The sequence below is a fragment of the Micromonospora vulcania genome (assembly GCF_042658605.1).
GTDB classification, from domain to species: domain Bacteria; phylum Actinomycetota; class Actinomycetes; order Mycobacteriales; family Micromonosporaceae; genus Micromonospora; species Micromonospora vulcania.
This window is the reverse complement of record NZ_JBHSQS010000002.1, coordinates 58179-72215: the sequence shown is the minus strand read 5'-3', so window position 1 is coordinate 72215 and position 14037 is coordinate 58179. Positions and strand designations below refer to the sequence as shown.

Here is a 14037-nt window from a genome sequence, read left to right as displayed (position 1 = left end):
CCTCTAAGCCAGTTGCCCGGGAGCGGCCTCGGACGCGGCGGATCCGGATCGCGCCGCCGAGCGCAGCGTGGCGGCGAACCGCGCGGCCACGCTGTCCTTGGCGTGTTCCTGCCGGGCGAAGTCAGTCCCGTTGCGGGCGAGCCGCTCCCGCAGCGCCGCGTCGCGGCAGAGGTCCGTCAGGCCGCGGGCCAGGGCGGCGGCGTCGTTCGTCCCGACGATCACACCCGCGTTGGCCTCCTGGATGTGGTTCATCGACGCCACCTCGGCGGGGCCGTAGCCGAAGATGGGACGGCCCGACGCGAGGTACTGGGGGATCTTCGTCGACACCGAGTAGCGGGTGTAGCGCCGGATCTCCTGGTCGAAGGACTCGATGTGGACGAGGACGTCCGCGGATCGCAGCGCGGCGGGCACCTCGTCACTGGCCAGCGAGGGCCCGAGCCGCACCCGCTCCAGGTGCGCGAAGTGTCTCGCGTACTGGGCGAGGTCCTTCTCCGGCGCGTGGATGGTCAGCCGGACGGGCAGACCCGCCTCGGCCAGGGTGTCCAGCGCGGCGCCGATGTCCCGCAGCGACTCCCAGCGGTTGAGGTGCAGGGCGCCGACGTAGACCAGCTCCGTCGTCCCCTGCCGATTCGCCGCGCCCCGGGGCGCGGCGAAGAAGGTCTCGTCGACGCAGTTCGCGAAGGCGCTGAACGGGATCCCGTACCGCCGGGCGTACTCGTCGGCCATCGGCTGACTGATCACCATGCCGAGCGGGGCCAGGCGGATGAGCCGGGCGATCGTGTCCTGGACGGATCGGGTGGCCCGGCCGAAGAGCTCGCCGTTGGCGTGCAGGGTCGCCGGCCAGTCGTCGGTGAAGTGCGGCACGACGGGAACGTCGCAGGTGCGCGCCGCGAGAGCGGTGATCCTCGTCAGGCGAACGCTGCCGAGCATCGAGTAGACGACGTCGGGGCGGAAGTCACGCATCCAGTCGATCAGCGCCGGCGGGACACGGATCGGGCTGAGATCGGCGCTCGCGCGCAGTTGCGCGTAGACCTTGGCCACGGTGGCACGGCTCTCCGCCGCGGCGTGTACGGCGGCGATCGGCCGGCTTTGTTGCAGCGGCGTCTGACCGTTCCACCCCAACATCCGCATGGAGTAGTACTGGATGGGCAGGTAGTGGTCGCGCGGCGGGAAGTGGAAGAAGTTCTCGCACACTTCCGTCGACGGCGTGATGTTCCCGGTGTGCACCTGCCCGAGGCGGTCCTTGGGCCAGCCGGAGAAGAGATTCGACAGGGTCATGGCGGTGCCGCTGACGCGGCTGAAGGGCGTGTGGCTCACCACCAGCACCCGCGGGAATTCCTCGTCCAACAGCATCGGTACGTCCGCCTCTCTCAGGTGGTTCGCGGGGTCAGTGCGCGCCGGTAGCCGTAGATGGCGGCCGGGACGACCGTCAGGCTGTAGACGACGACGGCGATGAACGGCGCCGCGGACACTCCCAGCCAGTGCACGCCGAACAGCTTTCCGAGAATGGAAATCGGTAGATACAACAGATATCCCCACAGTTGTGGGCGTACGACGCCGGCCGCGTTCTGCACCATGAACCGCGGGGAGATCGCGGCCAGCACGATCCACCAGCAACCGAGCCCCAGCAGGAGGGAGCGGTTCCCGATCGGGATCGGCAGCCATGCGGCGAAGAACTGCTCGCCGAACAGCACCAGCAGGGTCGAGGGCACCAGTGCGACGAGCGTCGAGACGATCGTCATGCGACGAACGGTCCGGCGCACCCATTCGAGATCCCCGCGCGCCAGGGCCTCGCCGTGCATCGGCCACAGCGGCTGGTTGACCAGCGTCACGAGTGCACCGAGCTGGGTGAACACTCGGGCCGGCACCGCGTACGCGGTGACGCTGGCCAGCCCCAGGACGTGCGCGATGATCAACGGGTCGGCGTTGTCCGCCAGAACCATCACCAGCGTCACCAGGAAGAACAGGCCGCCCAGGCCGAACAGGTCACGAATTCCGCGGCCGTCGACGAACCGCAGGCGAGGCGCCAGGTGTGGCAGACGCCAGCCGAACGTCCACACCGTGTTGGCGATGTTGACCAGGAGCGGGGAGACCGCGATGCAGGCGATGACCGCAATGGGGGGGAGTTTCGCGTACACCGCGCCGAGCGCGAGTGGGAGCGAGAGCGCGCTCGCGGCCGCCTGCCAGATGTTGCTGATCGCCACCTGCTGATAGGCGTACTGCACCCGGGCGACCAGCGACAGTGGGATGTTGAGCAGGAAAGCAGTCAGGCAGACCAGGGCGACGAGGTGCGCGTCCCGCGCCGCCGCCCCGGTGGCGTTGAAGAGCACCGGCCACGGTACGAACCCGCCGAGCAGCCAGAGCAGGCCGCACGCGGGCAGCGCGACGCCGCACACTGCGGCGTACGCGCTGGACACGTACCGCCGGGCGGTGGCCGAGTCACCGTCCACCCGGCAGGGCGCGAGCCTGGTCATCAGTCCGAGGCCGACGCCCAGGTCGGCGAAGGCGACCATCCCGGTGACGGCGAGGACCGCCGCCCAGAGCCCGTACAGATCGGTGCCCAGGTACGACAGGGTCACCGGAAGGAGGACGAGCGGTACGACAGCGCTGACCGCCCGGCTCAGTGCCGCGGTGGCGATCCAGGACAGCAGTCGGCGACCCCGACTCGGGGTCGGGGTCGGGGTCGGGGGAGCGGAGGTGGTTGGCACCGGTGGCTCAACGGTCCGCACGGCGAGCCCAGGCTCGGGTGATGCGGCGGCGGCCGGCTGATCTTGCCACTCGAACCTGCTGTCGGGGGCCCGCATCGTTCGGTCCTATCGATCTGCGGCGGAGGGATTCGCCTGCGCTGCGGATGCCGCGACGCGGCCTCACGCTGAGGCTTCCTCACCGACATAACTGACGTCGTGGGCGTTTGGGTGCGGGGTCGATCAACGCGACTGCAGAGGTACGCCCACCGGACCGTCCACCGTCGGCTCGATCGGCTGGGCGCAGAGCAGCGCGAGGTGCTCGGTGAGTTTCGCCGCATCGTCGTACGGGTCGAGTCCGCTCACCTCGATCGGGTCGAGCGGCGGCACCGCCACGTGGGACACCAGCGGGTGGAACGGTCGGGTGTCGGTCTCACCGGTGCCGAGCAGGTCCTCGTGCAGCTTCTCCCCGGGGCGCAGGCCGGTGTAGACGATCGGCACCGTGCTGGACGCCTGCTCGGCCATCTGCCGGGCCAGGTCGGCAATGCGGACCGGCTCGCCCATGTCCAGCACCAACGCCTCCCCGTCCCGGCCGATCTCGGCGGCCTGGAGCACCAGGTGAACCGCCTCCTGGACGGTCATCAGGTAACGGGTGACCTCGGGGTGGGTGACGGTCAACGGCTGGGACTGCTCGATCTGCCGTTGGAAGGCCGTCACCACCGAGCCGCGGCTGCTCAGCACGTTGCCGAACCGGACGCTCAGGAAGGTCCCGGGAAACCGGGACGCGGCGTGCGCGGTCAGCTGCTCGGTGATCCGCTTGGAGTAACCGAGCACGCTGATCGGGTTGGCCGCCTTGTCGGTGGAGATGTTGACGAACCGGGCGACGTCCTGGCAGGCGTCCAGCACCGACAGGGTGCCCCAGATGTTCGTCTTGACCGCCTCGCCCGGGTGCCGCTGCAACAGGGTCAGGTGCTTGAGTGCCGCCGCGTGCAGGATGATCTCCGGACGGCGTTCCCGGATGATCCGTCGGACGCCCTCGTCGTCGCGAAGATCGGCGAGGATCAGCTCAGGACCGTCCAGCAGGGCCCGTCCGGCGAGCGACATCTGAAGGCCGTGCAGGGCCGACTCGTCCCGGTCCAGCATCATCAGCTCACCCGGGTTGGCCTTCATCACCTGACGGCAGAGTTCGGAGCCGATCGACCCGCCGGCGCCGGTGACCAGGATCCGCCGCCCGGTCAGGCTGTTCGTCCGCAGCGGCAGGTCACCGACCACCTGGCGGCGGCCGAGCAGATCGCCGATCTGCACGTCCCGGACGTCGGTGACGGTGATCCGGTGGTCGACCAGGTCCCGCACGGGGGGCAGTACCTTGAACACCGCGCCGGCCGCGAGTGCGGCCTCGCGAATCTCGCGGATCAGCGCGGCGTCGGCGTTGGCCACCGAGAAGATGATCGCCCCCGCGCCGGTACGTCGCACCGCGGCGCCCACGTCGCGCCGTCCGCCGAGCACCCGAACCCCCCGGATGCGGAGGTCGCGCTTGTCCGGATCGTCGTCGAGGGCACCCACCGGCAGGTACCGGCCGCGCGGATCGCCGAGCATCGCCCGCAGCAACTCCTGCCCGGCATCGCCCATCCCGAACAGCAGCACCGGTGTCGACGACCGGACGTCCGGTCGCATGGACAGGTCCCGCCGGTGCCGGTACGCGAACCGGGCGCCGAGCATCAGGAGCAGGGCGAGTGCGCCGCCGACCAGTGGGGTGCTCGCCGGTACCGGCCGGTCGTCGGACGGCAGCAGACCGAGCAGCACGATGGCGGCCGCCAGGATGGCGGTGCCGGCGACACCCCGGGCCTCGTGCAGGCTGCCCAGTGGGTGCCGTCCGGAGTGGAGCCGGCGTACCGCCACCACCGCCACGTGCACGACTGCCGCGAGCACGCCGATCGCGGCGGCCCGGCCCAGTTGGCCCGGGGGTAGCTGAAACTCGAACCGGGTCCAGGCGGCCGCGACGAAACCGCCGATCCAGGCGGCGGTGTCGGTGGCGAGGAAGGCCGTGGCGCGGCGGCGGCCCCTGGCCCAGCGCGTCCAGCGGTCCGCGCGTTCCCTGTGCTCTGTGTCCTGCAGCATGTGCTCGCTTCCTGTCCGTCCCCCGACTACTTCCGCCGCGAGTGGCGGGAACGCCCAATTGCGGCCCTTATCCTTGTTGCGTCCATTCTTTAAGCGTTTGGATGTTTTGCAACTGGATAACCGAATCCTTGCCGCGCTGGCGGAACACGGCGACCGGTACGCCCGTCGCCACCACCTGAACGGCCACATTCCGTGTCGAGTGGGGGAGCGCCCACGCCGCCCCGGCTGCCCGACCACCACGAGGGCGATCCGTCACGCCGTGGACGGTCCGGTCCGGACCCGCAGGAACTCGTCGATGGCCGCGAACACCCGGGTGATCTGCGGCTCGGTCAGGGCGCTTCCGCTGGGGAGGGTGAGCCCGTGGGTGAAGAGGTGCTCCGCCGCGCCCGTGAGCAGGCTCTGGGCGCCGGCGTTCATCGGCTGCAGATGCATCGGTTTCCACACCGGCCGGGTCTCGATGTCCCGCTCGGCCAGGTGGGCGGCCAGGTCGTCCGCCCGCCAACCGCACTGCTCGTGCTCGACGGTGACGACGGTGAGCCAGCAGTTGGACTCGTCGTCCTCGACGCCGAGCACCCCGACGCCGGGCACGGGGGCGAAGAGCTTGGCGTAGTGGTCGCGCAGTTGGCGGCGTCGGGCGATCATTCCGTCCAGCCGGACCAACTGGGCCCGACCGAGTGCCGCGAGAAGGTTGCTGAGTCGGTAGTTGTAGCCCATCTCCCGGTGCTCGTAGTGCCGCGCCGGTTCGCGAGCCTGCGTGGCGAGGTGGCGAGCCCGGGCGAGGAGCGCGGTGTCGTCGGACACCAGCATTCCTCCGCCGGAGGTGGTCATGATCTTGTTGCCATTGAAGGACAGCGCGCCGACGCGCCCGAAGGAGCCGGCGGGCTGCCCCCCATGGCCGGCGCCGAGCGCCTCCGCGGCGTCCTCCACCAGCGGGACTTCGGCGTCGGCGCAGATGGGGACCAGGCTGCGGTAGTCGGCACAGCTGCCGAACATGTCCACCGGGACGATCGCGCCGACCCGCTCGCCCTGAGCGCGCAGCCGACGCAGCAGGTCGGCGGCGAGCCCGACGTCGACATTTCCGGTCCGGGGGTCGCAGTCGACGAAGACCGGGCGCGCGCCGATGTACCGCACCGCGTTGGCGGTGGCGACGAAGGTGAGGGTGGGCACGATGACCACGTCGCCGGGGCCGACTCCGACACCGAGCAGAGCCAGGTGCAGAGCGGCCGTCCCGGAGTTGACGGCGACGGCGCCCTCGGTGCCGACCCGTTCGGCGACGTCGTGTTCGAACGCCTGGAGGTCCGGGCCGACCGGTGCGACCCAACCCGAGCGCAGGGCGGCGACCAGGTACGACTCTTCGAGCGGACCGATGTCGGGCGGCGACAGGTGCACGGTGCCGCTCGGGTCCTGGCCGAGCGCGGAATCGGCGGCATCCACGAGACCGTCAGGCACCGGCATGTTGCGACCTCCGCGACAGGGGACAATTCGCTTGCCGGCGTCACGCGAAACCAAACGGCGCAGAAGCGTCGAATGCTCGCGGCCAGTCAGCATTCGGCTGGTAAACCGTCAAAGACCCCAGGTGGACACGGCCAGAGCCGCCATCCGCGACCCTGCGCTCACCGGACCGCGCGGCGGCGTAGCAACGATGTCAATGGCTCGCCGGGCGGGGGGCGACGGAACGGGCCGACGTGGCCGCCTCGTGCGACTGCCGGGGCAGGGGCGGCCCCGAGCGCCGTAGGTGCCCCACGATCGCCTCGCAGAACACCGCCTCGATGTCGCACTCGTCCTCGATGTGTCGCCACGTGTCGCCGGCCCGGAGGTGGTAGCCGGTCGACTTCTCGGCGGTGACCGTGCCGAAGTGCAGGCACTGGAACTCGATCAGATGGAAGCGGTCACCGTCGTGGGCGATGTCCAGCGAGGTGAGTGGGGTGCCGAGGGCGTCGGAGACCTGTTCGGCGTAGTCGAGCAGCGCGTCCCGGTCGACGCCTGCCATGTCCCGCACGTCGAAGTCGCCGCTGCCGCTGGCCCGGAAGTCGCCGGGACGGTTGCGGCGGTAGAGCGTGTAGTAGCGCTCACCCATCCGGAGCACCTTGAAGTCCCCGGTCAGCCCCGGAACCATTGCCTGCACCAGGAACTTCTGTCGGTGCAGGGAGCGGGGATGGTGGTCGCGCCGCAGCAGGCGCCGGCCGTGCTCGCGGACGGCTTCGCCGCGGTCCTGGGTCTCGCTGAGGGTACGTGCGGTGCGCAGCAGCTCACGCCGGTCCGTCGCACGAGCCACGAACTGCGACCCGGCGCCGTACGCCGACTTGAGCACCTTCGGCCACGGCCCGTCCAGCTCCGTCGCCGCGAGCTCCTCGTAGGTGCCGAAGGTGCGGGTGCCGAGGAAGCGGGCGTCCTGCGGGAAGAGTCGGGTGCGTAGGGCCTCCATCATCACCTTGTTGTGGTGTGCGCGCAGGTAGCGGTAGCCCGGGATGGTCTGCGCGCCGGCGGTCTCCAGCGACAGCACCAGGTCCTCGATCCAGCTCTTGTAGTGCAGCCCGCGGTCCTCCGACGAGGTGTAGAGCACCGGCACCCCACGCAGATCGTCGCTGAGGTCCAGGTCGGCGAACCGGGTCACCTCGGGTTCGAGGCCGGCGCGGGTGAAGTACGCGACGATCCTGTCGACGTCCATCGTGCACAGACCGTGCCGCGTCCGGGCGGTGGAGTAGAACGTGCCCCGGTAGTCGGTCAGCATCAGGATTCTGGTCATCTCGGTCTCCCTGCCTGGGGCGGCTCGGGGTGCGGTGCCGTGCGGACCAGGGTAGCGACGAAGCGGACACTGATTACCAAATCATTATAAAATTAGGCGAACCCCCTTGCTGGAGTGTGTAAAGCATTCGGGTTGCATCGCTAAATAGGCGACTTTAAGGATATTTGGCCAATTGGCCGAGTCGACCGGTCTACCGTGGATGCGCAGTTGACCGGTGACCGCGGAGGGTGAGGCAGATGCTCACTGCACTGCACGGCGTACGGCTGGCGCTGCGCGACCGTTGGGCCGCCGCCCTGGCCCCGGAGGGATTCGCCCGGTCCCTCGGCGTCGACCTGCGAGGGCGGATCCGCGTCGGTGACGACGTCCATCTCGGCGTACGCACGACCATCCTCGCCGGTGTGACCATCGGCAACCGCTGCGTGATCGGTGCCGGCTCGGTGGTGACCCGGGACATCCCGGACGACAGCGTCGCGGCCGGGGTGCCGGCCCGTGTCATCCGTAGCGTGGACGACTACCCAGAGCGGTTGCGGGCACGGTCGCTGGGCTGCGGTCGTCTGCCGGCCGCCGAGAAGGCCGCCGTGATCCGCCAGGTCTACGGGGTGCCGGAGCGGGCCGGAGCGGGCCGGGCGGGCTTCTGATGCGGGTGGCGGCGGGCCCGCGCGGCGCCGTCATCGGCCCGGTGATCGTGGCGCTCGACCGCCTCCTGTCCACCGGCGTCCGGGCCCGTCGGGCCGTCCGGGGCTTCGCGCTGGCCGGCCGGTTCGCTGCCCGTGGCGACAACTTCACGTTCGATCCCGACGGTGTCTACACCTGCGAGACGATCGAGGTCGGGCACAACGTGGATCTCGGCTACCGGCCGATCCTGATGGCGGCCCGCGCCCGGATCCGGATCGGTGACAACGTCATGTTCGGCCCCGAGGTGACCATCCGGGGCGGCAACCACCGCATCGACCAGGTCGGTGTGCCGATGATCGCGGTCGAGAAGTCGCCCGGCGACGACGCCCACGACCAGGGTGTGACCGTCGGCGACGACGTCTGGGTGGGCACCCGGGCGGTGATCCTGCACGGCGTGACCATCGGCCGGGGCGCGGTGATCGGCGCCGGCGCGATCGTCACGCGATCGGTGCCGCCGTACGCGGTTGCCGCCGGCAACCCGGCCCGGGTGATCCGTCTGCGCTGGCCGGTGGAGACCATCCGGGCCCACGAGCGGCAGCTCTATCCGCCGGACCGGCGACTGTCCACCGCCGAGTTGGCCGCTCTGGCCGAACTGCCGGTGCCCGAGCCGCGCTCGACGCCGGTGACGAAGTCGCTGACCACCGGCCTCCAGGCCCGGTAGTCGAAGCAGTGTGCCCGCTCGCGGGCCGCGCGGCTCATCGCCCACCAGCCCGGGTCGTCGAGCCGTAGCGCCCGCTCGATCCCGCGCCGGACGTCCTCGGCACCCGAGCCGTCGAGCACGATGCCCTCCCGGCCGTCCACGACGTAGCGTCGGAGATCACTGGTGTGGTTGAGCAGCACCGGGCAGCCGGCGGTCAGGCTCTCCGGCACCTTGGACGGGAAGCCCGCCTGCGCGTATCCGACCGCCGGGCGGACCAGGACCGAGAAGTGTGCCCGGCGCAGCTCGGCGAGCACCCGGTCCCGCGGGATCCGGCCGAGGAAGCTGACCTGGTCGTCGAGGTCGGCGGGGCCGGCCTCCTCCAGGTCGGACAGGCGACCCGCCTGCTCCCGGCTGATCCCCGCGATCGCCAGATGCACCCGGGCACGGTCGTCGGGTGCGAGGCGACGGATCCCCTCCAGCACCACGGCCAACTGGTCCTTGGCGCCGGCCGAACCGGCGTAGAGCAGCCGGAGCCCGTCGTCGAGCGAGGGCGGCGCGGGGTCGGCGAAGTCGGCGCGGTCCACCTGCGGCGGCACCACCAGTGTCGGGCGGCCCCGGCTGACGAAGTGCCGCTCCAACGCTTCGGAGATGGCGATGATCCGGTCCGCGAGTCGCCCGGCCAGAAACGATGCCCACCGGTGCCGGACGAAGTAGGGCGTCAGCCACCCTCGGGGAAACTGTGCCGAATCGTGCCGCTCCAGGACGTCCACGGTCACCGGGCAGCGAACCGCCGCCCGGAGCACCGCCCACATGATGAGGTTGAACAGGCCGAGCGGCAGGTAGACGCCGGCCAGCTCACCCGGACGGACTCCCACTCGGCGCAGCGCGGCCAGCACCCGCAGGGGGCGGAGGCTCCGGTGCAGCCAGCGGCCCAGTACGCCGCCGCCGATGCGGCGGCGGGGCAACTCGATCAGTCGTACGCCGGGCGGCAGGTCCGGTGCGTCCGGCGGGCGTGATCCGTCCTCGGGCCAGTCGTTGACCACCAGGGTCATGCCGCCCGGCGGGGTGGCGGAGCGGGCCAGCTGTAGCAGACGGTTGGACATGGCGTCGCCGTGCGGAAACCGGTAGGCCGCCAGCGCCAGCATCTGCGGCGTCGCGGCGGGCCGCGGGGCGGGGAGCAGGCCCGCGACGGTGGTGGACTCGCCCACGGTCTTCCCCCTTGGGAGACTCAGGTCAATTAACCGATATGGCCGTTTAGTCTAGGCGGCGATCCGGAGGGCGTGCCGTCACCTCGCGGCGTGTGCCGCAGTTGCCGTACATGTGCTGTCGGCAGGCGGCATCGGCTCGTCGCCGAGCCGTCGTCGAAATGGGGGGCCATGCAGCGTCTCGCCGTGTGCGAGCACCGGTGCCGTCCGGCACCGGTCGGAGCCGAGCCGTGACGCGGCCGGTGGTGGTGCAGCACTCGGCCGGAACCCCGGGGGCCAACGGTCCGCTGACCGCCGTGCAGCGGGTGCTCGCCTCGCCCCTGGCCAACCGGTACGAGTTCGTCCGGATGCACCAGGACGCGGGCAACGGTGGCCTGAACGTACCGCTGCTGCGAAAGTGGGTGCGGCTGCTGCGCCGGGTCCGACCCGCCCTGGTGCACGTGCGGGGGTTGCAGAACGAGGGCTTCCACGGAGTGCTCGCCGCCCGCCTCGCCGGCTGCCCGCGCGTCCTGGTCACCGTGCACGGCACGGTACGTGACCTCGGTCAGCCCGGGCGGGCCTGGAAGCGTCGGGCGCTCGTGCACGGGGCCGAGCCCGCGACGCTGCGGCTGGCCACCCACGTCGGCACCGTCTGCGAGTACGCCGCCGGCCGGGACTTCCTCCGCGGCCTGGGTCCGAAGTTCGTCGGGGTGATCCCCAACGGTGTTCCGCTGCCGACACGCCCGCGCGCGGCCCGGGACCGCCTCCGCGCCGACCTGGGGCTACGCCCCGACGACGTGGCCATGATCGCGGTGTCGCGACTGACCTGGGAGAAGGGATTCGGTGTCCTGGCCGATGCGCTGCGCCGGCTGCCGCCGTCCGCCGCCCGCTCGCAGTCGTCGGCCGCGCGCAGGGTGCTGCTGGTCGCTGGCGACGGACCCGACCGGGCCGGGGTCTCGGCCGCGCTGGCCGATGCCGGCGAGGTCGAGGTACGCCTGCTCGGCAACCGGCTCGACGTGCCCGACCTGCTCGCTGCGGCGGACCTCTTCGTCTTCCCGACCCTGCACGAGAACCTCTCCAACGCGCTGCTGGAGGCGATGGCGCACGGGCTGCCGGTGGTCGCCTCCGCGGTGGGCGGCAACGTGGAGGTGTTGCGCTCCGGCGGCGGCCGTCTGGTGGCGGCGGGCGACCCGGACGCGCTGGCCGCCGCGCTGGCACCGCTGCTCGACGACCCCGCCGAGCGGAACCACCTGGGGGATCTGGGCCGCAAGGTGGTGGCCGAGGGCTACAGCCTCGACGTCATGCTGGGTTCCCTGGACCGCGTCTACCAGCGGGTGATCGGGGAGTGAGCGGGGAGCGGCGACTCGGTCCACGAGTGACGCTGCTGGGCTTCACCGTGCCGGACGACGTGCTCGCCGAGATCATCGCGCGTGACCGCATCATGCCCACACAGACCCACACCTTCGCCTGGGCTCTGGTCCGTGGCCTTCGCGCCGCCGACTGTCCGGTGCACATGCTCTCCGCCGCGCCGGTGTCCGGCTGGCCAGGAAACCGCCAGATCCGCTTCCGCGCCGGCACCTTCCGGCAGGACGACGTGGACGGTCAACTGCTGGCGTTCGTCAACCTGCTCGGCCTCAAGCACCTGACCCGTTTCGTGGCCGCCTGGCGGACCGGAAGCCGGGCGCTGCGGGAACGGAACACCGACGTGCTGCTGGTGCACGGGGTGCACTCGCCCTTCCTGTGGTTCGGGGTGCTGGGTGCCCGGCGCCGCGGCGTCCGGGTCGTGCCGGTGCTCACCGACCCACCGGGTGTCGCGCTGCCCACCGACGGCCGGCTGGTCCGGCTGCTGCGTGGGCTCGACGTCGCGCTGGTCCGGGCGGCGCTCGCCCGCTGTTCCGGGGTGATCGCGCTGACACCCGCGCTCGCCGACGACTTCGCCCCCGGCCGTCCCCGGCTGGTGATGGAGGGGATCTGCGCGGCCGAGCCGGCCCGGGCCGACGACGATCCGACCGCGGGCGCCGGGGCGACCCGGGACATCGTCTACGCGGGCGGGCTCAGCCGCGCGTACGGCGTCGACCGGCTCGTCGAGGCGTTCCGCGGTCTGCCCGGGGACGACCTGCGGCTGTGCCTGTACGGCCGGGGCGAGCTGGTCGAGTGGCTGCGCGAGCAGGCCGCCGTGGACCGCCGCATCCTGGCTCCCGAGCTGCTGCCCCGGGCGGAGCTGCTGCCCCGGCTGACCCGCGCGAGTGTGCTGGTGAACCCACGCCCGGTGGGCCAGGACTTCGTCCGCTGGTCGTTCCCGTCGAAGATCATCGAGTACCTCGCCACCGGTGTGCCGGTGGTGAGCACCCGACTGTCCGGGATCCCGGCCGAGTACTCGCCGTGGCTGTCCTATGCCGAACCGGACAGCGTCGACGGACTGCGCGGGGCGATCGGCCGGGTGCTGGACCTGCCGGCGGGGCAGGCGCGAGCGCTCGGGGCGGGAGGGGCCCGTTTCGTGCGGGAGACCCGCAGCCCGGCCGCCCAGGGCCGGCGGATGCACGACTTCCTCGCCGGTCTGACCGGGCCGTACGCCCAGCGTGGCGCTCCCGCCGACGTCGGCGCGGCCGTCCGGGAACGGGCGGGCTGATCGGCCGGATCAGCTCCGCCTGCCGGCCGCGGCCTTGCTGAGCAGGTCCTCGATCTGGTCGACACCGACCCGCAGCGACATCCGGTCCTGATAGAGCTGGCGACCTCGACGGCCCATCGCCACCCGCTGCTCGGTCGGCAACCCGGCCGCGGCGACGAACTGGTCGGCCAGCGCCCGCCAGTCGTCCGGCGGGCAGAGCAGGCCGGCCCGGCCCTCGGTGACCAACCGGGCCGCGTCGCCGTCGGCCGACATCAGCACCGGGGCACCGCAGGCCAGCGCGGCCTGCAACTTCGACGGCACCGTCCCGCGCAGCCAGGGCAGGTCACGCAGCATGACCAACTGGTAGTCGGCGGCGGCGTACAGGTCGGCCATCTCGGCGGCGGGACGGCGGCCGAGGAACCGGACGTTGTCCGCGCCCAGCTCGTCGGCGAGCTGCCGGGCCTGCTCCGCGCCCAGCCCGGTGCCGACGAAGACCAGGTCCACCGCGTCCGGCACGGCCGCCGCCGCCCGGATCGCCACGTCGACGCCCTGCAACAGGCCCAGGTTGCCGGCGAACATCACCGTGGTCCGGCCCCGGTGACCGATCGTCGTACGGGCCGCGTCGGTGCCGGCCACCGGCCGGAACAGCGCCTCGTCGGTCCAGTTGAACACGGTACGCACCGCACCCGGGTCCACGCCCCGCTCGATCACCTGCTCGGCCATCGCCGGCGCGATCACCGCGAGGCCCGCACAGGAGTGGTAGATCCGGCGCATGGTCGCGGTGAGCAGGCGGTCCAGCGCCCGGCCCGCCAGCCCGGACGGGGCCATCCCGGAGGTCGTCACCGACTCCGGCCACAGGTCCTGCACGTGCAGCACGGTCGGTACGCCCCGCAGCAGGCGCAGCAGGCCGGCGGCGGCGTACGCGGTGGGCGGCGGATGGTAGACGTAGAGCGCGTCGACGCCGCGCAGGTGTCGCGGGGCGGCCAGGGTGCTGGTGGCCGCGAACGAGAGGTAGCTCGCCGCCCGGCGCAGACCGGAGCGGTCGTGGCTCGGGTACGACGGCACCCGGCGCACGGTCACCCCCTGGTCGGTCGCCCGATGGTTCCAGCGCTGCCGCCAGCCGGGATAGGTCCGCCCGAGCGGCAGGCTCGGGAAGGTGGTCAGCACCCGTACGTCGTGCCCGCGTCGGGCCAGTTCCCTGGCCAGTTGACCCGGCACGAAGGTGCTCTCCGGCGGGTACCACTGACTGATCAGTCCGATTCGCATGTGCCCGGTACTCCCGTCGACAACAACTCGCCCACCAGGGCAGACAACGGACGGAAGGGAATGAAAGACACGCGCCACACGGTCCGTCCCGCGTGACTTGCGGGAACAGCGCTCGT

Annotated in this window: 10 protein-coding genes and 1 pseudogene; 4 read left to right on the top strand and 7 right to left on the bottom strand. The window is 71.7% G+C overall.

Annotated features, from left to right (window positions below; genetic code table 11):
• Window positions 1-3: 3 nt before the first annotated feature.
• The 5 genes from ACFQGL_RS02925 to ACFQGL_RS02905 form a co-directional block, all read right to left on the bottom strand.
• Window positions 4-1353 carry a glycosyltransferase gene (locus tag ACFQGL_RS02925; RefSeq protein WP_377504880.1) on the bottom strand — a complete coding sequence of 450 codons (1350 nt, stop codon included), beginning with the start codon at window positions 1351-1353 and terminating at the stop codon, window positions 4-6.
• 17 nt (window positions 1354-1370) lie between these two features.
• On the bottom strand, window positions 1371-2708 hold the full coding sequence (locus ACFQGL_RS02920) for a lipopolysaccharide biosynthesis protein (protein WP_377504877.1): 1338 nt from the start codon (window positions 2706-2708) through the stop codon (window positions 1371-1373).
• Window positions 2709-2927: 219 nt separating this feature from the next.
• The gene (locus tag ACFQGL_RS02915) at window positions 2928-4802 is read right to left on the bottom strand and encodes a polysaccharide biosynthesis protein (RefSeq protein ID WP_377504874.1); all 1875 of its coding nucleotides are present in this window, start codon (window positions 4800-4802) and stop codon (window positions 2928-2930) included.
• 252 nt (window positions 4803-5054) lie between these two features.
• The gene (locus ACFQGL_RS02910; protein ID WP_377504872.1) at window positions 5055-6257 is read right to left on the bottom strand and encodes a DegT/DnrJ/EryC1/StrS family aminotransferase; all 1203 of its coding nucleotides are present in this window, start codon (window positions 6255-6257) and stop codon (window positions 5055-5057) included.
• A 190-nt stretch (window positions 6258-6447) separates the two neighbouring features.
• A complete protein-coding gene (locus tag ACFQGL_RS02905) occupies window positions 6448-7548 on the bottom strand; it encodes an ATP-grasp domain-containing protein (protein ID WP_377504869.1) in 1101 nt (366 codons plus the stop codon).
• A 236-nt stretch (window positions 7549-7784) separates the two neighbouring features.
• Here ACFQGL_RS02905 and ACFQGL_RS02900 point away from each other — a divergent pair, with 236 nt between their 5' ends.
• Together ACFQGL_RS02900 and ACFQGL_RS02895 are read left to right on the top strand one after the other, a co-directional pair.
• Window positions 7785-8186, top strand: a complete 402-nt coding sequence (locus ACFQGL_RS02900; protein WP_377504866.1) for a DapH/DapD/GlmU-related protein — start codon at window positions 7785-7787, stop codon at window positions 8184-8186.
• Window positions 8186-8884: an acyltransferase gene (locus ACFQGL_RS02895; RefSeq protein WP_377504863.1), complete on the top strand. Its 699-nt coding sequence runs from the start codon at window positions 8186-8188 to the stop codon at window positions 8882-8884. Before ACFQGL_RS02900 ends, ACFQGL_RS02895 begins: the two co-directional genes overlap by 1 nt.
• A 68-nt stretch (window positions 8885-8952) precedes the next feature.
• On the opposite strand, the pseudogene ACFQGL_RS02890 reads toward ACFQGL_RS02895, so the two are convergent.
• Window positions 8953-9675 (bottom strand): annotated as a pseudogene (locus ACFQGL_RS02890) (glycosyltransferase); the annotation flags it as partial.
• A gap of 623 nt (window positions 9676-10298) precedes the next feature.
• On the opposite strand from ACFQGL_RS02890, the gene ACFQGL_RS02885 reads away from it, so the two are divergent.
• Complete coding sequence (locus ACFQGL_RS02885) at window positions 10299-11396, top strand: glycosyltransferase family 4 protein (protein WP_377504860.1); 1098 nt, start codon at window positions 10299-10301, stop codon at window positions 11394-11396.
• Window positions 11393-12676 carry a glycosyltransferase gene (locus ACFQGL_RS02880; protein ID WP_377504857.1) on the top strand — a complete coding sequence of 428 codons (1284 nt, stop codon included), beginning with the start codon at window positions 11393-11395 and terminating at the stop codon, window positions 12674-12676. The genes ACFQGL_RS02885 and ACFQGL_RS02880 overlap by 4 nt, the downstream gene beginning before the upstream one ends.
• Before the next feature lie 9 nt (window positions 12677-12685).
• On the opposite strand, the gene ACFQGL_RS02875 is transcribed toward ACFQGL_RS02880, so the two are convergent.
• On the bottom strand, window positions 12686-13921 hold the full coding sequence (locus ACFQGL_RS02875) for a glycosyltransferase family 4 protein (RefSeq protein WP_377504854.1): 1236 nt from the start codon (window positions 13919-13921) through the stop codon (window positions 12686-12688).
• Window positions 13922-14037 lie beyond the last annotated feature (116 nt).

Bases quoted from the DNA above. Each gene is read 5' to 3' on its own strand.
- ACFQGL_RS02875 (WP_377504854.1), bottom strand. From the start codon at position 13,921: ATGCGAATCGGACTGATCAGTCAGTGGTACCCGCCGGAGAGCACCTTC.
- ACFQGL_RS02895 (WP_377504863.1), top strand. From the start codon at position 8,186: ATGCGGGTGGCGGCGGGCCCGCGCGGCGCCGTCATCGGCCCGGTGATC.
- ACFQGL_RS02925 (WP_377504880.1), bottom strand. From the start codon at position 1,353: ATGCTGTTGGACGAGGAATTCCCGCGGGTGCTGGTGGTGAGCCACACG.
- ACFQGL_RS02905 (WP_377504869.1), bottom strand. From the start codon at position 7,548: ATGACCAGAATCCTGATGCTGACCGACTACCGGGGCACGTTCTACTCC.
- ACFQGL_RS02915 (WP_377504874.1), bottom strand. From the start codon at position 4,802: ATGCTGCAGGACACAGAGCACAGGGAACGCGCGGACCGCTGGACGCGC.
- ACFQGL_RS02910 (WP_377504872.1), bottom strand. From the start codon at position 6,257: ATGCCGGTGCCTGACGGTCTCGTGGATGCCGCCGATTCCGCGCTCGGC.
- ACFQGL_RS02900 (WP_377504866.1), top strand. From the start codon at position 7,785: ATGCTCACTGCACTGCACGGCGTACGGCTGGCGCTGCGCGACCGTTGG.